19 protein-coding genes are annotated in these 20,053 nt (G+C 64.9%); 13 read left to right on the top strand and 6 right to left on the bottom strand.

Annotated features, from left to right (window positions below):
- Positions 1-105: 105 nt before the first annotated feature.
- The 7 genes from QO058_RS09060 to QO058_RS09030 all read left to right on the top strand — a co-directional run bounded on the left by QO058_RS09060 (position 106) and on the right by QO058_RS09030 (position 7,538).
- On the top strand, positions 106-3,063 hold the full coding sequence (locus QO058_RS09060) for a 2-oxoglutarate dehydrogenase E1 component (protein WP_284171696.1): 2,958 nt from the start codon (positions 106-108) through the stop codon (positions 3,061-3,063).
- Between the two features lie 94 nt (positions 3,064-3,157).
- Positions 3,158-4,444: a 2-oxoglutarate dehydrogenase complex dihydrolipoyllysine-residue succinyltransferase gene (gene odhB / locus QO058_RS09055; RefSeq protein WP_284171695.1), complete on the top strand. Its 1,287-nt coding sequence runs from the start codon at positions 3,158-3,160 to the stop codon at positions 4,442-4,444.
- 30 nt (positions 4,445-4,474) lie between these two features.
- Complete coding sequence (locus tag QO058_RS09050) at positions 4,475-4,858, top strand: MAPEG family protein (protein WP_284172852.1); 384 nt, start codon at positions 4,475-4,477, stop codon at positions 4,856-4,858.
- Between the two features lie 17 nt (positions 4,859-4,875).
- The gene (locus tag QO058_RS09045) at positions 4,876-5,304 is read left to right on the top strand and encodes a VOC family protein (protein WP_284171694.1); all 429 of its coding nucleotides are present in this window, start codon (positions 4,876-4,878) and stop codon (positions 5,302-5,304) included.
- 20 nt (positions 5,305-5,324) lie between these two features.
- Positions 5,325-6,725, top strand: a complete 1,401-nt coding sequence (gene lpdA / locus QO058_RS09040; protein WP_284171693.1) for a dihydrolipoyl dehydrogenase — start codon at positions 5,325-5,327, stop codon at positions 6,723-6,725.
- A gap of 172 nt (positions 6,726-6,897) precedes the next feature.
- A complete protein-coding gene (locus QO058_RS09035) occupies positions 6,898-7,194 on the top strand; it encodes a nucleotidyltransferase family protein (RefSeq protein WP_284171692.1) in 297 nt (98 codons plus the stop codon).
- Positions 7,194-7,538, top strand: coding sequence for a HepT-like ribonuclease domain-containing protein (locus tag QO058_RS09030; protein WP_284171691.1), 345 nt, complete (start codon positions 7,194-7,196; stop codon positions 7,536-7,538). Before QO058_RS09035 ends, QO058_RS09030 begins: the two co-directional genes overlap by 1 nt.
- 24 nt (positions 7,539-7,562) lie before the next feature.
- Here QO058_RS09030 and folD read toward each other — a convergent pair whose 3' ends face one another.
- Positions 7,563-8,417, bottom strand: a complete 855-nt coding sequence (folD, locus tag QO058_RS09025; protein WP_284171690.1) for a bifunctional methylenetetrahydrofolate dehydrogenase/methenyltetrahydrofolate cyclohydrolase FolD — start codon at positions 8,415-8,417, stop codon at positions 7,563-7,565.
- A 276-nt stretch (positions 8,418-8,693) separates the two neighbouring features.
- Between folD and QO058_RS09020 the strand changes: the two genes are divergently transcribed.
- From QO058_RS09020 to QO058_RS09000, 5 genes are all read left to right on the top strand, one after another.
- Positions 8,694-10,022, top strand: a complete 1,329-nt coding sequence (locus QO058_RS09020) for a cytosine deaminase (protein ID WP_284171689.1) — start codon at positions 8,694-8,696, stop codon at positions 10,020-10,022.
- The gene (locus QO058_RS09015; RefSeq protein ID WP_284171688.1) at positions 10,019-11,446 is read left to right on the top strand and encodes an FAD-binding oxidoreductase; all 1,428 of its coding nucleotides are present in this window, start codon (positions 10,019-10,021) and stop codon (positions 11,444-11,446) included. Before QO058_RS09020 ends, QO058_RS09015 begins: the two co-directional genes overlap by 4 nt.
- A gap of 8 nt (positions 11,447-11,454) precedes the next feature.
- The gene (locus QO058_RS09010) at positions 11,455-12,048 is read left to right on the top strand and encodes an NAD(P)H-dependent oxidoreductase (protein ID WP_284171687.1); all 594 of its coding nucleotides are present in this window, start codon (positions 11,455-11,457) and stop codon (positions 12,046-12,048) included.
- A gap of 122 nt (positions 12,049-12,170) precedes the next feature.
- Entirely contained in the window at positions 12,171-12,602 is a 432-nt protein-coding gene (locus QO058_RS09005) for a MarR family winged helix-turn-helix transcriptional regulator (protein ID WP_284171686.1), read from the top strand.
- Positions 12,603-12,713: 111 nt separating this feature from the next.
- On the top strand, positions 12,714-13,631 hold the full coding sequence (locus QO058_RS09000) for a DMT family transporter (protein WP_284171685.1): 918 nt from the start codon (positions 12,714-12,716) through the stop codon (positions 13,629-13,631).
- A gap of 8 nt (positions 13,632-13,639) precedes the next feature.
- Here QO058_RS09000 and QO058_RS08995 read toward each other — a convergent pair whose 3' ends face one another.
- Positions 13,640-14,542, bottom strand: a complete 903-nt coding sequence (locus tag QO058_RS08995) for an NAD(P)-dependent oxidoreductase (protein ID WP_284171684.1) — start codon at positions 14,540-14,542, stop codon at positions 13,640-13,642.
- A 104-nt stretch (positions 14,543-14,646) separates the two neighbouring features.
- On the opposite strand from QO058_RS08995, the gene QO058_RS08990 reads away from it, so the two are divergent.
- Positions 14,647-15,729: a LacI family DNA-binding transcriptional regulator gene (locus QO058_RS08990; protein ID WP_284171683.1), complete on the top strand. Its 1,083-nt coding sequence runs from the start codon at positions 14,647-14,649 to the stop codon at positions 15,727-15,729.
- Between the two features lie 109 nt (positions 15,730-15,838).
- Here the strand turns inward: QO058_RS08990 and QO058_RS08985 are convergent, their stop codons facing one another.
- Genes QO058_RS08985 through QO058_RS08970 form a run of 4 tightly spaced genes read right to left on the bottom strand, consistent with a single transcriptional unit; the run spans position 15,839 to position 19,996 of the window.
- A complete protein-coding gene (locus tag QO058_RS08985; RefSeq protein WP_284171682.1) occupies positions 15,839-16,729 on the bottom strand; it encodes an NAD(P)-dependent oxidoreductase in 891 nt (296 codons plus the stop codon).
- A 50-nt stretch (positions 16,730-16,779) separates the two neighbouring features.
- A complete protein-coding gene (locus QO058_RS08980; RefSeq protein ID WP_284171681.1) occupies positions 16,780-17,682 on the bottom strand; it encodes a carbohydrate ABC transporter permease in 903 nt (300 codons plus the stop codon).
- Entirely contained in the window at positions 17,675-18,628 is a 954-nt protein-coding gene (locus QO058_RS08975; protein ID WP_284171680.1) for a carbohydrate ABC transporter permease, read from the bottom strand. Before QO058_RS08975 ends, QO058_RS08980 begins: the two co-directional genes overlap by 8 nt.
- A 60-nt stretch (positions 18,629-18,688) precedes the next feature.
- Positions 18,689-19,996, bottom strand: coding sequence for an ABC transporter substrate-binding protein (locus QO058_RS08970; protein WP_284171679.1), 1,308 nt, complete (start codon positions 19,994-19,996; stop codon positions 18,689-18,691).
- Positions 19,997-20,053 lie beyond the last annotated feature (57 nt).

Raw genomic sequence — 20,053 nt, 5'->3', positions numbered from 1 at the left:
TAGGCGCGGCGGCCGGGGCGACCCGGCCATGCGCTTCCCATCAGTGATGTAGACGATGGTCGGCGCGGGGCCGACCGTGACGCGGTAGGAAAAGGCAGGACGACCATGGCTCGCCAGGACATCAATGAGGCTCTCGCGCAGACCGGGTTCCTCTATGGCGGCAACGCGGCCTATATCGAGGACCTCTACGCCCGCTATCAGGTCGATCCGAAGTCGGTCGATCCGGAGTGGCAGGGCTTCTTCGCCGGGCTGAACGACGACAAGCAGTCGGTCGTCGACAACGCCAAGGGCGCGTCCTGGAAGAGGCCGAACTGGCCGATCCCGGCGGGCGGCGAGCTGGTCTCGGCGCTCGACGGCAACTGGGCCGCGGTCGAGAAGGCGGTCGGCGAGAAGCTTGGCGCCAAGGCGAAGGCCGCCGGCGCGACGCTGTCGGCTGCCGATGTCCAGCAGGCGACGCGCGACTCGGTGCGCGCGATCATGCTGATCCGCGCCTATCGCATGCGCGGCCATCTCCACGCCCAGCTCGACCCGCTGGGGATCGAGAGCCAGAAGGATCCGGAGGAGCTGTCCCCGGCCGCCTTCGGCTTCTCTGACGCCGATCTCGACCGCAAGATCTTCATCGACAACGTGCTCGGCCTGGAGTTCGCCACCATCCGCGAGATGACGGCGATCCTGCAGCGGACTTACTGCCAGACCATCGGCATCGAGTTCATGCACATCTCCGATCCCGAGCAAAAGGCATGGCTGCAGGAGCGGATCGAGGGGCCGGACAAGGAGATCGCCTTCACCCGCGAGGGCAAGAAGGCGATCCTGAACAAGCTCGTCGAGACCGAGGGTTTCGAGAAGTTCCTCGACCTGAAGTTCACCGGCACCAAGCGCTTCGGCCTCGACGGCGGCGAGTCGCTGGTTCCGGCCCTGGAGCAGATCATCAAGCGCGGCGGCTCGCTCGGCGTGCGCGACATCGTCTTCGGCATGGCCCATCGCGGCCGCCTCAACGTGCTGACGCAGGTGCTGGGCAAGCCGCATCGGGCCCTGTTCCACGAGTTCAAGGGCGGCTCCTTCGCGCCCGACGACGTCGAGGGCTCGGGCGACGTCAAGTACCATCTCGGCGCTTCGTCGGACCGCGAGTTCGACGGCAACAATGTCCACGTCTCGCTGACCGCCAACCCCTCGCATCTCGAGATCGTCGACCCGGTGGTGCTCGGCAAGGTGCGCGCCAAGCAGGATCAGTTCGGCGACATCGTCGAGCGCTCCAAGGTGCTGCCGCTGCTGATCCATGGCGATGCCGCCTTCGCCGGCCAGGGCGTGGTCGCCGAGTGCCTCGGCCTGTCCGGGCTGAAGGGCCACCGCACCGGCGGCTCGCTGCACTTCATCATCAACAACCAGATCGGCTTCACCACCTATCCGCGCTATTCGCGCTCCTCGCCCTATCCGTCCGACGTGGCGAAGATGGTCGAGGCCCCGGTCTTTCATGTGAACGGCGACGATCCGGAAGCGGTCGTCTTCGCCGCCAAGATCGCGATCGAGTTCCGGCAGAAGTTCCACAAGCCGGTCGTGATCGATATGTTCTGCTATCGCCGCTTCGGCCATAACGAAGGCGACGAGCCCGGCTTCACCCAGCCGCTGATGTACCGCAAGATCCGCGGCCACAAGTCGACGCTGGAGCTCTACGGCGCCAAGCTCGAGGCCGAGGGTGTGATCCAACCCGGCGAGCTCGATCAGATGCGCGCCGCCTGGAAGGAGAAACTCGAGGTCGAGTTCGACGCCGGCCAGGCCTTCAAGCCGAACAAGGCCGACTGGCTCGACGGCCGCTGGGCCGGCATGAAGGCGATCCGCGCCGACGAGGACGATCCGCGTCGCGGCGCCACAGGCGTGCCGGAAGCGGTGCTGAAGGAGATCACGCAGAAGATCACCGAGGTGCCGGAGGGCTTCAACGTCCACAAGACGATCCAGCGCTTCCTCGACAACCGTCGCAAGGCGGTCGAGAGCGGGCAGGGGATCGATTGGGCGACGGCGGAAGCGCTCGCCTTCGGCTCGCTGATGCTCGATGGCAATCCGGTACGCCTCTCCGGCCAGGATTGCGAGCGCGGCACCTTCTCGCAGCGTCATTCGGTGCTGATCGACCAGGAGACCGAGGCACGCCATACCTCGCTGAACCATATCCGCGAGGGCCAGACCCGCTACGAGGTCATCAATTCGATGCTCTCGGAAGAGGCGGTGCTTGGCTTCGAATACGGCTACACCCTGTCGGAGCCGAACGCGCTGACCTGCTGGGAAGCGCAGTTCGGCGACTTTGCCAATGGCGCGCAGGTCGTGTTCGACCAGTTCATCTCCTCAGGCGAGCGCAAGTGGCTGCGTATGTCGGGCCTGGTCTGCCTGCTGCCGCATGGCTATGAGGGCCAGGGTCCGGAGCACTCCTCGGCCCGGCTCGAGCGCTTCCTGCAGATGTGCGCCGAAGACAACATGCAGGTGGCGAACTGCTCGACCCCGGCGAGCTATTTCCACATCCTGCGTCGCCAGCTGAAGCGCGATTTCCGCAAGCCGCTGATCCTGATGACGCCGAAGTCGCTGCTGCGTCACAAGCGCTGCGTCTCCGACCTCAGCGAGCTGGCGGAGGGCTCGACCTTCCACCGCGTGCTGCACGACGATGCCGAGCGCGGCAAGTCGACCACCAAGCTGGTCAAGGATTCGAAGATCCGCCGCGTCGTGCTCTGCTCGGGCAAGGTCTATTTCGACCTGCTCGAGGAGCGCGAGAAGCGTGGGATCGACGATGTCTATCTGATGCGCGTCGAGCAGCTCTATCCGTTCCCGCTGAAGTCGCTGGCGCACGAGTTGGCGCGTTTCAAGAGCGCCGACGTCGTCTGGTGCCAGGAGGAGCCGAAGAACATGGGCTCCTGGACTTTCGTCGAGCCTTATCTGGAATGGGTGCTGGGCCATGCCGGCTCGAAGTCGAAGCGGCCGCGCTATGTCGGCCGCCCGGCCTCGGCCGCGACCGCGACCGGCCTGATGTCGAAGCACGCCGCCCAGCTCAATGCCTTCCTGGACGAGACCTTCGCGGTCTGATCCGGATTCATCCAGCGGAGCATGATCTTTTCCGAAAACCGGTTTCCACTTTTCGGGATCATGCTCAGATTAAAGACACGAGAAGAGGCCTGACATGGCGACCGAAATCCGCGTTCCGACCCTCGGCGAATCCGTCTCCGAGGCCACCATCGGCAAGTGGTTCAAGAAGCCCGGCGACGCGGTGAAGGCGGATGAGCCTTTGGTCGAGCTCGAGACCGACAAGGTGACGCTCGAGGTCAACGCGCCGGCGGCCGGCGTGCTCGGCGAGATCGTCGCCAAGGAAGGCGAGACGGTCGGGGTCAGTGCGCTGCTCGGCATGATCTCCGCCGGCGACGGCAAGGCCGCCGCCCCGGCCAAGGACGAGAAGAAGGCCGACGCCGCCGTTGCCCAGGCTGCCGGCAAGGCCGGTGCCGCAACCTCGGCCGACGCGCAGAAGAAAGCCGGCGAGGTCGCGGGCGACACGCAGATCAAGCCGGCGACCAAGGCTGCCGATTCCGGTCCGGCTGTTTCGCGCCTCGCCGCCGAGAGCGGTGTCGATCCGTCCAAGGTTGCAGCCTCGGGCAAGGATGGCCGCGTCACCAAGGGCGACATGTTGGCGGCGATCGCCACCGGCCCGGCCGTCGCATCTGCGGCGCCTGCTGCTCCGGTCCAGGTCCGGGCGCCTTCGGCTCCGGACGACGCCTCGCGCGAAGAGCGGGTCAAGATGACCAAGCTGCGCCAGACCATCGCGCGCCGGCTCAAGGAAGCCCAGACCAACGCCGCCATGCTGACCACCTTCAACGAGGTGGACATGACCAACGTCATGGCGCTGCGCAACCAGTACAAGGACGTGTTCGAGAAGAAGCACGGCGTGAAGCTTGGCTTCATGGGCTTCTTCGTGAAGGCCTGCGTGCAGGCGCTGAAGGAGCTTCCGGCGGTCAACGCCGAGATCGACGGCACCGACATCGTCTACAAGAACTACTACCACATCGGCGTCGCGGTCGGCACCGACAAGGGCCTGGTCGTGCCGGTGGTGCGCGATGCCGACGAGCTCTCCATCGCCGGCGTCGAGAAGAAGATCGGCGAGTTCGGCAAGAAGGCTAGAGACGGCGCCCTCAAGATCGAGGAGATGCAGGGCGGCACCTTCACCATCTCGAATGGCGGCGTCTACGGCTCGCTGATGTCGACCCCGATCCTCAACGCGCCGCAATCGGCGATCCTGGGCATGCACAAGATCCAGGAGCGCCCGATGGTGGTTGGCGGCCAGATCGTGATCCGCCCGATGATGTATCTGGCAGTCTCCTACGACCACCGCATCATCGACGGCAAGGAAGCCGTGACCTTCCTCGTTCGCGTCAAGGAAGGCCTGGAGGACCCGGCGCGCCTCGTCCTCGATCTCTGAGGGCGACGACCCGTGACGAGCATACACTTCATGGCGCCACTGATCGCCGGGAGTGTCGTCCTGCTCCTGGTCCATATCGGCGTTCAAGCCATTACGGTCACGCGCGAATTTGGTTCGACCTGGAATGCCGGACCCCGCGATGAGGAACTGAGGCCAAAGGGCGTTCTTGCGGGGCGTGCCGAGCGCGCGCTCCGCAACTATCTCGAAACGTTCCCCGCTTTCGGCATCCTGGCCTTGACCCTGGCGGCGATGGAGCGGGTCGATGGGCTGGGTTTGCTCGGAGCGCTGCTCTGGCTTGTGGCGCGCATCGTCTACCTGCCGCTCTATCTTGCTGGCATTCCGTACTGGCGCAGCCTGGTCTGGAGCGCGGCTGCTGTCGGATTATTGCTGATGGTCGTCCGCACGATCCTTTAGACGCGAAGGAGTAGGCCGTGTCTTTCGGACCCAACCCGCCACCGATCCAGGCGCATATCTGCGTCAAGGGCGGCGACGAGGCGATCGCCTTCTACGAGAAGGCCTTCGGTGCGCAGTGCACCTTCAAGGCGATGGCGGAGGATGGCGCACGTGTGATGCACGCCAATCTCGCGCTCTTCGGCAGCGAGGTGATGCTGCATGATGAATTCCCGGAATTCGGCGGCGATGTCATGGCGCCGAGCTCGCGTAGCGGCGCCAGCATCGCGATCAGCATCAACCTGCCGACGCCGGCCGATGTCGATGCCGCCACTGCCCGGGCCGCGGCCGCCGGCGCCGATGTCCTCATGCCGGCGAGCGACGTGTTCTGGGGCGCGCGCTATGCTCGCCTGCGCGATCCCTTCGGCCATGTCTGGGCCTTCAACGCGCCGTTGGCGCAACACTCATAGAACAGACTGAAAGAGAGACCATGTCCTACGATCTCGTCGTCATCGGAACCGGCCCCGGCGGCTATGTCTGCGCCATCCGTGCCGCCCAGCTCGGCCTCAAGGTCGCGGTGGTCGAGAAGCGCAAGACCCATGGCGGCACCTGCCTGAACGTCGGCTGCATCCCCTCGAAGGCGTTGCTACACGCGTCCGAGATGTTCGACGAGGTCAGCCACACCTTCCCGAGCCTCGGCATCATCACGGCTAAGCCCAAGCTCGATCTGAAGCAGATGATGGTCCACAAGCAGGAGACCATCGACGCCAACGTCAACGGCGTCGCCTTCCTGTTGAAGAAGAACAAGATCGAGGCGTTCCACGGCACGGCCTCGATCCCGGCCGCCGGCAAGGTCGTCGTCACCGCCGAGGACGGCAAGGCGCAGGAGCTCGAGACCAAGAACATCGTCATCGCCACCGGTTCGGAATCGACGGCGCTGCCGGGCGTCACCACCGACGAGAAGACGGTGGTGACCTCGACCGGCGCGCTCGAGCTTTCCTCCGTGCCGAAGGAGCTGCTGGTGGTCGGCGCCGGCGTGATCGGGCTCGAGATCGGCTCGGTCTGGGCCCGGCTCGGCGCCAAGGTCACGGTGGTCGAGTATCTCGACCGCATCCTGCCCGGCATGGATGACGAGATCGCCAAGCAGTTCCAGCGCATCCTGCAGAAGCAGGGCTTCACCTTCCATCTCGGCTCGAAGGTCACCAAGGTCGAGACCGGCAAGAAGGGCGGCGCTACCGTCACGGTCGAGCCGGCCGCCGGCGGCGAGGCCAAGACGCTGAACGCCGACATCGTCCTGGTCGCGATCGGCCGGCGCCCGAACACGGACGGCCTCGGCCTCGACAAGGCCGGCGTCGCGACCGAGCGCGGCCGCGTCGTGATCGACGACCACTTCAAGACCAATGTAGATGGCATCTACGCGATCGGCGACGTCGTGCGCGGGCCGATGCTGGCGCACAAGGCCGAGGATGAGGGCATGGCGATCGCGGAGATCATCGCCGGCAAGGCCGGCCATGTGAACTACGACGCGATCCCGAGCATCATCTACACCGCACCCGAGGTTGCCGCGATCGGCAGGACCGAGGAAGAGCTGAAGGCGGCGGGCGTCGCCTACAAGGTCGGCAAGTTCCCGTTCACGGCCAATGCGCGGGCCCGGGCGATGCGGCACACCGACGGCTTCGTCAAGTTCCTTGCCGACGCGGCGACCGACCGCGTGCTCGGCTGCCACATCATCGGCCCGCATGCCGGCGACCTGATCGCCGAGGTGACGGTGCTGATGGAGTTCGGCGGCTCGGCCGAGGACCTCGCCCGCACCTGCCACGCCCATCCGACGCTGGCCGAGGCGGTCAAGGAAGCGGCGCTCGCCGTCGACAAGCGCCCGATCCATATGTGATCCGGGCTACCGCGTCATTCTCGGGCGGCGCTTAGCGCCGGCCCGAGAATCTCGTGCAGGAAAGGGCGCCTTCTCGTCTTGAGATGGTCGGGAAAGTCCGACCATGACGGCTGGGGGATTACCCTCTGGCCGTTTGCTTTGGTTCATAGCTGATCTGATATAAGACAGTGCCATGACCCGTGACGAAGCCACCGCCGAGTTGGTCTGCCGTGCCAAGGCCTTGCGTGATCGTGGCGCACAGGCCGCGTTCGTCTATGGGTCGACCGCTCGCGACGAGGCAAGGGAAGACAGCGACATCGACATTTTCATCGATGTCGATCCCGGCCGGAAATTCTCGTTGCTCGATCTTGTCGGAATGCAGCGCTACCTGACGGAGGAGCTTGGTGTCGCCATCGATCTGACAACGCGATCGAGCTTGCATCCCAAGCTCCGGGCGCAGATCGAACGGGAAGCGATCCAAATCTTCTGATGGGGCGTCGAAGCGATGTCGTCCTTGAGGAAATCCTCGACGCGATCGCGCTCATTGAACATGAGCTTGCCGGCCATACCCGAGCATCGTTCGCGGCGTCGCTTTTTCTGCAGCGGGGCACGGAGCGGTCGCTGGAGATCATTTCCGAAGCCGTGCGGCATCTTCCCGATGCCTTGCTCGCAATGCGGCCGGACATTGCCTGGAATGATGTCCGCGCAATCGGCAACAGGATCAGGCACGAATATTGGCGCGTCGATCCGGCGTTGATCTGGTCAATCGCTGCCGACGACCTTCCGGCTCTCCGCGCCGCAGTCGAGGATCTGCTCCGGCGTGCCTCCCCGTAAGCGACGATCGCTGTGATTGAAGGATTATCCCCGCCGCGCGCGATAGGCAGTTAGCGTGTTGCGCAGCAGGCAGGCGATGGTCATCGGGCCGACGCCGCCGGGGACCGGCGTGATTGCGCCGGCAACCTCGGCCGCCTCGGCATAATCGACATCGCCGGCGAGCTTGCCGTCGGGCATGCGGTTGATGCCGACATCAATCACCGTCGCGCCCGACTTGATCCAGTCGCCCTTTATCATGCGCGGGCGGCCGACGGCCGCGACGACGATGTCGGCGCGCTTCACGACCGCCTCGAGGTCACGCGTGCGCGAATGGGCGATCGTCACGGTGCAGTCGGCCTGCAGCAGCAATTGCGCAACCGGGCGCCCAACCAGCTCGGAACGGCCGACCACGACTGCTTCCAGCCCCGAGAGCGACGGCAGTGCCTGCTTCAGCAACAACATGCAGCCGAGCGGCGTGCAGGGTACGAGGCCGTTCTTGCCGCCGGCGAGCAGTCCGGCGTTGATCGGGTGGAGGCCATCGACATCCTTGGCGGGGTCGATCGCGTCGATGATGCGACCGGTATCGATATGCTTCGGCAGCGGCAGCTGGACGAGGATGCCGTCGACGCCGTCATCGGCGTTCAGCTCGGCGAGCTTCGCGAGCAACTCGGCTTGGGTTGTCTCGGCCGGCAGGCGGTGGGCGACCGAGTTCATGCCGATTTCGGTCGCAAGCTTCTCCTTGGACGCGACATAGACCCGGCTGGCCGGATCATCGCCGACGAGCACGACGTGCAGACCGGGCGTCGGCTTGCCGGCGGTCTTGAGAGCAGCGACCTCGCGGCCGATCTCAGCCCTGAGCTCCGCAGCCGCCGCCTTGCCGTCGATGATGCGTGCCGTCATGATCAGCTCCGTCCTGTGCCGCTTGATCGCCAATCGTCCTGCTGGACGCAACGGCGATCGAGCTCCTTGTTGAGCATCGGATCGAAAAGCGGATTCCAGTTTTCAGTTTGATGCTCTGCGCCGTTCTCTTGCTGCATCGCGACAGAACGGACAAGTGCGGCTTTGCCCTGAATGTCTCGCGGGTGGGATTTCGTCGGCGCCGCTTGATCGCGGCGCGGCGAGCCAGCATGGTCGGCCTGTGATTCAGAACGTGGCGTGCAAGCCGGAGACAGCGACGTGACCACCGGCTTTGCGGCAATCCCGGCTTCCGGCAGCTATCTGCTGCGCAATGCCCGGGCACCCGCCTTCCTGGTCGAGGCCGGCACTCTCGCGAGCGATCGCGACGGTCTCGCTTTGCTGGACATCATGGTCGAGGACGGCGCCATCGCCTCGATCCTGCCAGCGGGTACGCCAGCGTTCGATGCCGGACTGGCGTTCGATCTCGACGGCGGCATCGCGCTGCCGCGGCTGGTCGACGTTCACACCCATCTCGACAAGAGCCATATCTGGCCGCGTCGGCCCAATCCGGATGGCAGCTTCATGGGGGCGTTGAGCGCGGTCGCGGCCGATCGCGAGGCGAACTGGTCCGCTGGGGACGTGCGGGCGCGCATGGAGTTCGGCCTGCGTTGCGCCTTCGCCCATGGCACGGCGGCGATCCGCACCCATCTCGACTCGCTCGGCAAACAGATCGGCATCTCCTGGCCGGTCTATGCTGACCTGAAGGCCGAATGGGCCGGGCGGATCGCGCTGCAGGCCTCGCCCCTGTTCGGTGTCGATGCCGTTGCCGACCCAGCGCATATGCAGGCGATTACGCGTGCCATCACGACCTATGGCGATAGGCTGCTCGGTGCCGTCACTTATATGGTGCCGGAACTGGACGCCGCACTCGATACGCTGTTCCGGGCCGCGATCGAAAACGGCTTCGACCTCGACTTCCATGTCGACGAGACCAATGATCCAGGAGCGCGCTCGCTCGAGCACATCGCCGACGCGGCGCTGCGCCATCGTTTCCAGGGCAGGATTCTGGCGGGGCATTGCTGCTCGCTCTCGCTGCAGCAGCCGCAGGATGAGGCGCGCATCATCGGGAAGGTCAGGGAGGCCGGCATCGCCGTGGTCTCGCTGCCGATGTGCAACATGTATCTGCAGGACCGGCAGCGCGGGCGCACACCACGCTGGCGCGGCGTCACCGCGCTGCACGAACTCAAGGCCGCGGGCGTGCCGGTGATGATCGCCTCTGACAACACCCGCGATCCGTTCTACGCCTATGGCGATCTCGACCTCGTCGAGACGCTGCGCGAGGGCACCCGCATCCTCCAGCTCGACCATTCCGACCGCGACTGGTCGAAGGCGATCGCCGCCGCGCCAGCCGATCTCATGGGCCTCTCAGGCACCGGTCGCCTTGCAGCGGGCAGTCCGGCTGACCTGGTCCTGACCCGCGCCCGCGACTGGACGGAGTTCTTCGCCCGGCCGCAGGCCGACCGGACCATATTGGTGGCTGGGCGCGCCATTGACCGCACCTTGCCCGACTATCGCGAACTCGATCACCTCATGAGCCGTTCCGCATGACCGCACACTACGACATCGATGCCCTGAAGCGCCGCCTCTCCGGCATCCGAACCGAGGACAATCCGGCGCTGGTCAAGCAGAAGAGCCGCGACTTCTTCTGGTACTCGCCGAAGCTGAAGCGCCAGCTCGACCATGTCGTCGCCGACATCATCGTCTCGCCGACCAGCGAAGCGCAGGTGTTGGAGACGCTCGCGGCAGCGCATGCGCTCGGCATTCCGGTGACGCCGCGCGGCACCGGCACCGGCAATTACGGCCAGGCGATGCCGCTCTCGGGCGGCATCGTGCTCGACCTCTCCGGCTTCAACAAGGTGACGGGCATCGAGGCCGGGCGCTATGTCGCCGAGCCCGGCGCCGTGCTGGCCAAGATCGACCAGGAGACGCGCACTCACTCCCGCCAGGAGATCAGGCTGCACCCCTCGACCTATCACACCGCCTCGGTCGGCGGCTTCATCGCCGGCGGCTCCGGCGGCGTCGGCTCGATCAAATGGGGCGGCCTGCGCGACTGGGGCAACATCATCTCCCTGCGCGTCGCGACGATGGAGGGTACCCCGCGCATCCTCGAGCTGCAGGGCGAGGACCTGCACAAGGTCGCCCATGCATACGGCACCAACGGCATCATCACGCAGGTCGAGATGCCGCTCGGCCCGGCCTATGCTTGGGTCGACGTCATCCTCGGCTTCGGCGATTTGCGCGCCGCGACCGAATTCGCCAACGCGCTCGGCGAGCAGGATGGGCTGGCGCTGAAGAACCTCGCAGTGGTCGCCGCACCGGCGCCGCACGACTATTTCCTGCGCCACAGGAAGTTCCTGCCGCGAGATAGCCATTGCGTCATGATCATGGTCGCCGACTTCGCCGTCGAATCCATGCTGGCCTTTGCCCGCCGTTTCGGCGGCTCGCAATTGCTGATGCGTTCCGACAAGCTGCCGGCGGAAGAGGCGAAGGGTCTGCCGCCGACCTTCGAGCTCGGCTGGAACCACACCACCTTGCGGGCGCTGCGGGTCGATCCCTCAATCACCTATCTGCAGGTGCTCTACCCCTTCCCGAACCAGGTCGAGCTGGTCGACAAGATCCATGCCCGCTTCGGTGACGAGGTTACCTGCCATCTCGAATTCGTCCGTTTCGATGGCAAGATCACCTGCTTCGGCTTGCCGCTGGTGCGCTTCACCAGTGAGGAGCGGCTGGAGGAGATCATGGCGATCCATGAGGAGATGGGCGCGCCGATCTTCAACCCGCACCGCTACACGCTGGAGGAGGGCGGGATGAAGCAGACCGACGAGATCCAGCTCGCCTTCAAGCGCGAGGCCGACCCGCAAGGGCTGCTCAATCCCGGCAAGATGATCGCCTGGGAAGATCCGGCCTACGACTACCGCTCGGGCAAGACCTTCCTGTTCAAGGCCCTCGGCGAAGCCGGCGTCGGCGGCTGAGTCGTCCGATGCGCGCACTCGTGCTCTACGCTCACCCTGACCCTGCGAGCTTCGGGGCGGCGGTTCATGAGACGCTGGTTTCGGGGTTGCGCCGGGCCGGGCACGAGGTCGACGATTGCGATCTCTACGCCGAAGGCTTCGATCCGGTGCTGAGCCGTGAGGAGCGTGTCGGCTACCATGATCTCGCCAGAAATCAGAGTTCTGTAGCCGGCTATGTCGAACGCCTGATGCGGGCGGAGGCGCTGTTCCTCTGCTTCCCCGTCTGGAACTATGGCTATCCGGCGATCATGAAGGGCTATTTCGATCGCGTCTTCCTGCCTGGCGTCTCGTTCAAATTGGTCGACGGTTCGATCCGCCCCAATCTCTGGAATATTCGCCGGCTGACGACAGTGACGAGCTATGGTGGCTCGCGCTGGCGCACGATGCTGATGGGCGATCCGCCGCGCCGGCAGATCAAGCGGGGTTTGCGCGCGGTTTGCCATCCGGCAGCGCGGGTTTCCTATCTGGCGCATTACGACATGAACCGGTCGACACCGGAGAGCCGTGCAACCTTTCTGGCCAAGGTCGAGCGGGAAATCGCACGGATTCAAGAGCCTGTCTGACAGTTGTCATCAGCCTGTCATGAAGGCGCGCGATTGCACAGCCGGCGAAAAGCATCCGCAACCTTTTCCAAGGGCCGGCTCATGACCAAGTCCCTCGAAAAAGCGTCGGCCGGGCCCTCCTGGTGACGGCGCGCCTGCACAGAGCGCGGATGGGCGAGCGCCTCAACGCGCTCGGACTCTTTCCGGGTCAGGAGCAGGCGCTGAAATCACTGCAGACGGCGCCGATGACGATGGGCGAGTTGGCGAGCCTGCTGCGGGTCAAGCCGCCGACCGTCTCGAAGACGATCGGCCGACTCTCGCTGCAAGGGCTGGTGACGCGCGAGGGCGGAGGCCGCGACGGCAGGCTGGTTCAGGTGGCATTGACCGAGAATGGGCAAAAGACCGCGGTCGCGCTCGATGCGGTCTGGAACCAGGTCGAGGAAGAGCTGCTCGAAAAGCTTGACGCCAAGGAGCGCAAGCAGTTGCGCAAGTTGTTGCGCAAGGCAGCGAAGGGCCTGTCAAAGGCCGGAGCCGATGTCGACGAAGCCGAGGACGAGGCCGAAGACGCTGCCTGAGGCCGGGCGCGTTCTCGGTATGACTCGCATGCGCTGAGGGGCTGGTTTCAAGTCTTAAATCGGTTCAATGATGGCTCGTCATTCCTCCAGAGCATGACGAGACGCTCAGCCTTGTCGGCCGCTCCCGCTCCGCTTCCGGATACGCGCCGGACACGCCTGACCGCCATCGCGCTGATGAGTGGGGCGATCGTCTGCTTTTCGCTGCTCGACGCCTGCGCGAAATGGCTCGGCGGGACGATGCATCCGATGCAGGTCGTGCTGGCGCGCTATCTGGTCAGCGTCGCGCTGGTCTCGCTCCTCCTCAACCCCTGGAGTCATCCCGGCATCGCCCGGACCAAGCGGCCCTGGCTGCAGGGCTTCCGCTCGCTGCTGCTGCTCGGCTCGACGGCGCTCAACTTTGTCGCGCTGCAGTATCTGCAACTGGCCGAGACGGTCTCGATCATGTTCGCGGCGCCCTTGCTGGTTGCGCTGCTTGCCGGGCCCTTGCTCGGCGAATGGGCCGGCCCCCGCCGGCTGATCGCGATTGGCGTTGGCTTCCTCGGGGTGCTGGTGGTGACAAGGCCCGGGGTGGGAGGCCTGCACCCTGCGGCGCTGCTCAGTGTCTGCGGCTGTTTCTGCTACGCCTTCTACAGCCTGTCGACGCGGATGCTGGCCTCGAGCGATTCCCCGCAAACGACGATGTTCTATTCCGGCATCGGCGGCGTCGTGCTGATGCTGCCGTTGCTGCCGCTGTTCTGGTCCTGGCCCCAGAACTGGCAGAGCTGGCTGCTGATGGGCGGAACCGGCTTCTTCGGGGCGCTCGGCCACTGGCTGCTGATCCTGGCGCATCAGCGCGCGCCGGCAACGATCCTGGCTCCCTTCATCTATTCCCAGATCGTCTGGATGATCCTGCTTGGCTGGTTCGTCTTCGGGCAGATTCCCGACCGTTTCACCTTCATCGGTGCCGCGGTCGTTATCGCCTCCGGGCTCTATCTGCTCTATCGCGAGCGCGTCCGGGCCGTGCCCGAAGGCTCGGCCCGGCTCGACTGAAGTCGGGTTTAGCCGAGCGAGACCTTGCTTTGCCCGGCGACAAAGTCGGAGAGCATGGGCACATATTTCTCACCCATGCCGCTCGCGACGGCGGCCGCATAGACGTTCTTGACCGCTCCGCCGACCGGGTTCGGGACGCCCGCGGCGTTGGCGAGACTCTCCAGATAGCGCACGTCCTTCAGCGCGTTGGAGAGCGTGAACTTGTGTGCGTCCGGATCGCGTTCGAGCACGTATTTCATGAAGGTCTGGTAGAAACCGCACTCCATGCGTCCGCCGGTGATGACGCTGTTGAAGGTCTGCGGGGTGATGCCGACCTTCTGCGCCAGGGTCAGTGCTTCGGCATAGATCGCGCCATAGCCGAGCGAAAGGAAGTTGTTGAGCAGCTTCATCTTATGGCCGTCGCCGACCGGGCCGAGATGCACGATCTTCTGGGCCCAGGCCTCGCAGACCGGATGGATGCGCTCGAAAACCGCGCTGTCGGCCCCAATCATCGTCGAGAGTTGACCGAGCTTCGCCTGGGCGGGTGTTCCGCCCAGCGGAGCGTCGCAGAGGTGCAGGCCCATGGCAGCGAGCCGTTCCGCCAAGGCGACCGTGGAGACCGGGTCGGAGGTCGAGCAGTCGACGATGATCGTGCCGGGCTTTGCGCCGGCGGCGATGCCATCGGGACCGTTGATGACCTGCTCGACCTGGGGTGAGCCGGTAACGCAGAGGAAGATGATGCTCGCCTTCCCGGCCAGCTCTCGCGGCGTTGCGGCTTCCGTTGCGCCCGCGGCCTTGAGCTCTTCGACGGGCTTGCGGTTGCGATGGCCCATGACGGTGAGAGGGAAGCCCTTGGCGAGAATACAGCTCGCCATGCCCTGACCCATGTAACCAACGCCGATGAAGCCGATCGATTCTTTAGTCGTGCTCATCTTCAGTTTCTCCGAATTATATGAGATGGAACAAGGGAATGCGGAACGATTTGGCCAAGAACTGGTTGAATGCAGCGGCTTCCAGGCTTCAGGAGAAGCGATTGATGGCTAATGACGGACACTCGCGCGACCCCTCGGGGGCCGGGAGGGCGGGTGTCAAACCCGGTGGCCGTGGCCGCGTTACCTTGCAGATCATCGCCGACCGGCTTGAGGTCTCCACCGCGACCGTCTCGCTCGCGCTGCGCGAGAGCCCGCTCGTCGCCGACGGCACGCGCCTGCGCGTACAGCAGATCGCGCGAGAGATGGGCTACAGCTACAACCGTAGCGCGGCCTCGCTTCGGACCGATCGGACCAACATCCTCGGCGTCGGCTTCCACGACATCACCAATCCTTACTTCGCCGAGCTGCTCGCCGCGATCGAGGAGACGGCGACGACGCATGGCCGCTCGATCCTGCTCGGAACCTATGCGGAGAACCTGCAGCGGCAGGACCGCGTCCTCAACACCCTCAAGGAATACCGGCCCGACGGCATGATCATCTGCCCGGCTGGCGGCACGACGGCGGAGACGCTGCAGCACCTGATGGCGGCGCAGGTGCCGCTGGTGCAGCTCTCGCGCGAGATTCCCGGCATCGGCCTCGATTTCGTCGGCTCGGATGACCGGCACGGCACCGTGCTCGCCGTCGAGCATCTGCTCGGGCTCGGCCATCGCCGTATCGCCTTCCTCGGCGAGAGCCCGCTGATCTCGACCGGCCGCAATCGCTATCGCGGTTATTGCGAGACACTGGCCAAGCACGGCCTGCCGCTCGATCCGACGATCGTCTACTCGGCCTATGGCACGCGCGAGAATGGGCTGAAGGGCGTCCAGAAGGTGCTCGATGCCGCTGATCCGCCGACTGCCGCTGTCTGCTTCAACGACCTCACCGCCTTCGGCGCGATGCTCGGCTTGCGTCATCGCGGCTTGGAGGCCGGCGCGGACTTCTCGGTCATTGGCTGCGATGACGTCCAAGAAGCATCGCAATGGTATCCGGCACTGACGACGCTGAAAAATTTCCAGGATGATATGGGGCGGACATCGGCGGAGTTGCTGCTGCGCCGGATCGCCGATCCGTCGGCGCCGCCGCAGCGCGTCGTGCTGACGCCCGAACTGGTTGTGCGCGGGACGACGGCGCCGCCGAAGACGCGCTGAGGCTAAAGCACTTCCGCGTTTCTCCGAACCGCGGAAGTGCTTTAGATTTCTGTTTTGACGCATTTTCTTCACGCGAACCGGTGCCCACTTCGCTCGAAAATGCTCTCGTTCAGGCATCGTTGTCCGGCTTGCGGTTCAACGCCCGGTAGGCGCGCACCACATGCGAGTCGTCGCGCCCGCCATGGCCGAGGCCCGAGGCGGCGAGGAACATCTGGTGGGCGGCCGCAGCGAGAGGCAGCGCCGCCTTGGCGGCGCGCCCGGCATCGAGGACGATACCGAGGTCCTTGACGAAGATGTCGACGGCGCTAGCGACCGGCGGCTCGTTTTCGAGCATGCGCGGGCCGCGGTCTCTCAGCATCCAGGAGGAGGCGGCCGAGCCGCCCATGATCTCGAACAGTACCTTGCCATCGATGCCGGCCTTCTGCGCCAGCGAGAGCGCCTCGGCCGCCACCGCGATATGGACGCCGCAGAGCAGCTGGTTGACGGTCTTCACCGTCGCGCCCTGGCCCGGCTTCTCGCCAACATGGAAGACCTTGTCACCCATGGCCTCGAGGACGGGCCTGGCCTTGGCGAAGCTCTCCAAGGGGGCGCCGACCATGATTGTGAGCGTGCCGCCCTGCGCGCCCTTCACACCGCCCGAGACCGGTGCATCGACGAAGTGTCGGCCGGTCTGCGTGACAGCTCCAGCGATGGCCTCGACCTCGCCCGGCGGACAGGTCGCCATCAGGATGACGGTGGCGGCGGGAGCGAGCGCGGCCAGCGAACCGGCCTCAAACAGGACTGAGCGGGCCTGAGCGACGTTGACCACCATCAGCACGAGCATCTCTGCGCCCTGGGCTGCAGTAGCAGCGCTGTCGGCAGCATGACCACCGGCGGCCACGAGTGCAGCGCGCGCACTCTCCCTCATATCGAAACCGGTGACGCGGAACTGGCGCTTGACGAGATTCTCGGCCATCGGCGCGCCCATGGCGCCGAGCCCGATGAAGGCAATGGAAGTCACGTGTCTTGGCCTTGGCTAGGGGCGGCCGGGAGGCTGCCCGTCTTACGACATCACTCCTTCACCGCGCCGGTCAGCGAGGCGACGTAGTAGTCGACGAAGAAGGAGTAGAGCAGGGCGACCGGGATCGAGCCCAGCAAAGCGCCGGCCATCAGCGAGCCCCAGTGGTAGACGTCGCCCTCGACCAGCTGGGTCAACACCGCGACCGGGACCGTCTTCTTCTCGGCCGACTGGATGAAGGCGAGCGCGTAGATGAACTCGTTCCAGGACAAAGTGAAGGCGAAGATGCCTGCCGAGATCAGCCCGGGCAGAGCCAGCGGCAAGGTGATCTGCCAGAGGATTTGCAGGCGGGTCGCACCATCGATCATGGCGCATTCCTCAAGCTCGTAGGGGATCGACTTGAAGTAGCCGATCAGGAGCCAGGTGCAGAACGGGATGAGGAAGGTCGGATAGGTGAGGATCAATGCCCATTGCGAGTCGAACAGGCCGAGCTGGAAGATCAGCGTCGCCATTGGGATGAACAGGATCGAGGGCGGCACCAGATAGGCGAGATAGATCGCGAGGCCCACATATTGCGAGCCTTTGAACTTGAGGCGCTGGATCGCATAGGCGGCGAGCACGCTGGAGAACAGCGAGAGCACGGTCGCGACGGTCGCGACTGTCATCGTCGTCAGCAGCCATTGCGGATAATCGGTCTGGAACAGCAGCCGCTTGATGTTGTCCAGCGTCGGCGAACTCACCCAGAACGGGTTGTAGGTCTTGTAATCGTAGAGCTCGGCATTCGGTTTGATGGCGGTGATCGCCATCCAGTAGAATGGGAAGAGCAGCACGATCACGAAGATCGAGAGCGGCAGGTAGACGGTGATGAAGCGGCGCGGGCCCGAGGACCAGTCGATGACGCCGCTAGTCTCCTTCTCGACGAGGTGCGGGCGCTCCGCGGCAGCGTGATCAGTCATTGTCTTCTCCCTGCTGCCATTTGCGGCGGGCGAGCGCGTAGTAGCTGAACAGGGTGGCCAGCACGAGGAAGGGGATCATCGCCACCGCGATCGCAGCGCCCTCGCCGAGCTGGCCGCCGGGAATGCCGCGCTGGAAGGCGAGCGTCGCCATCAGATGGGTCGAGTTGATCGGGCCGCCGCGGGTGATGGCGTAGACGAGCTGGAAGTCGGTGAAGGTGAACAGCACCGAGAAGGTCAGCACCACCGCGAGAATCGGCATCAGCATGGGGAAGGTGACGTGACGGAAGCGCTGCCAGGCATTGGCGCCGTCGAGCATCGCCGCCTCGTAGAGCGCCGGCGAGATCGTCTGCAGGCCGGCCAGCAGCGAGATCGCGACGAAGGGGATGCCGCGCCAGGTATTGGCGGCGATCAGCGACCAGCGCGCCGCCCACGGTTCGCCGAGGAAGTCGATATAGCTGGTGCGCCAGCCGAGCACGTCGACCAGCACATAGGAAATGATCGAGAACTGCGGATCGTAGATCCACCAGAAGGCGATGGCCGAAAGCACCGTCGGCACGATCCAAGGTACTAGGATCAATGCCCTGAGCAGCGACTTGAACGGCAGGTGGTTGTTGAGCAGCAGCGCCAGCCAGAGGCCGAGCGCAAATTTCGCGACCGTGGCGACGCCAGTATAGAGCAGCGTGTTCCAGACCGAGGTGATGAAGACCCGGTCCTGCATCAGCGAGGTGAAATTCTCAAAGCCGATGAAATGGCCGGAGCGGCCGATCTTCGTGTCGGTGAAGGCCAGCCAGATGCCCAGGCCCAGCGGATAGGTCAGGAAGATCAGCAGCAGGGCGGCGGCCGGAAGCAGGCAGAGGAAGATAAGACAGGATTTGTTGTCGAGCAGCCGGACCAGCCAGTTTTGCGGCAGATGGTGAGTGGTCCTGGCTTCGGCGGCTATCGTCATGGCGCTCTTCCCGTGAAGCAGCCGCGCCGCCGGAAGGTCCCGGCGGCGCAGTCGTGACGATCAGGTGCGGTAGTAGCGCTTGGCGCGGCGTTCAGCCTCGGCGGCGGCCTCCTCCGGCGTCGCCTGGCCGGCGCAGACGGAAGCAACCATCTGGACCATGACATACTCGGCATTGACGGTGCCGGCAGCCTCGGTGATCGCGCCCTTGTATCCGCTCCACAAAGCCCGCTCCCAGGTGTCGCGATAGACCAGGATCTTGGGATCGCTCTCCCAGACCTTGCTCTTCGCATAGCCCTTCAGCGGCTGCGTCCAGTAACCAAAGCAGCCGGTCAGCCACTTGTCGTACTGGTCGTTCTCCATCATGAAGCGGAGATATTCCTTGGCGGCGTTCGGGAACTTGGTGTGCTTGAACACCATGGCGTTGATGACCAGCGCCGTCTCGGTCGGCCGCCCGACGCCGGCGCCGACCGGCATCGGCGCATGGTTGAGATCCTTGCCGATCGCCGCGGTCTTCTCGTCCTTCGCGTTCTTGATCGAGAAGTAGAGCGAGACGCCGTTCTGGGTCAGGCCGATTTCGCCGGCGCTCAGCGCCTTGTTGTTGCTGATGTCGAGCCAGGACAGCGTGCCGGGGATGAAGGTCTCGTAGAGCGCCTTGGCGTATTTCAGCGCCTCGATCGTCTCCTTGCTGTTGATCGCGACCTTGTTGTTCTCGTCGACCATGTAGCCGCCATGCGACCAGACCAGCCAGTTGCAGAACGAGTTGCCGTCGCCGACCGCGTTGCCGAGCGCAAAGCCAGCCGGGTGGCCGTTGGCCTTGAGCTTGCGGGCAAGGTCGAGGAAGCCGGCATGGTCGGTCGGGAACTTGTCGAAGCCCGCTTCCTTGACCCAGGATTCGCGATAGACCGCCGGGCCGCCGGAACCGCCCATCGGGATCGAGATCCAGGTGTTGGTCTTGTCCTTCTTGCCGTATTTCTCGGCGACCGGATACCAGCCACCATATTTCTTGCCGAGATCCTCGGCGACCTGCGTCAGGTCGACCAGCTTGTCGGCGAAGATGTGCGGATCGTCGGCCCAGCCGACGACGATGTCGGGGCCGGCGCCGGTGTTGGCGGTGACGGCGGTTTGCGGGCGCAGATCCTCCCAGCTCGCATAGTCGACGCGGACCTGGACACCGGTCGCCTTGGTGAAGGCTTCGGTGTTCTCATTGAAGATCGTCTGGTCAGGGTCGACGAACTTGGTCGGACGCAGCACACGCAGCGTCGCGCCTTTCTCAATATTAGCCGCCTGAGCAATCGACGGCACAGGCATGGTGGCGCCGGCTGCGAGGCCTGCGCCACCAATCAATACGTCGCGTCTGGAAATCGTCATTGCTGTTCTCCTCCGGGTGGCCGCGAGGCCCTGCATGGGAGCCTCGTCGCGATTTGT

Source organism: Bosea vestrisii (genome assembly GCF_030144325.1).
Classification (GTDB): Bacteria; Pseudomonadota; Alphaproteobacteria; order Rhizobiales; family Beijerinckiaceae; genus Allobosea; species Allobosea vestrisii_A.
This window is presented reverse-complemented; position numbering and strand designations above follow the sequence as displayed.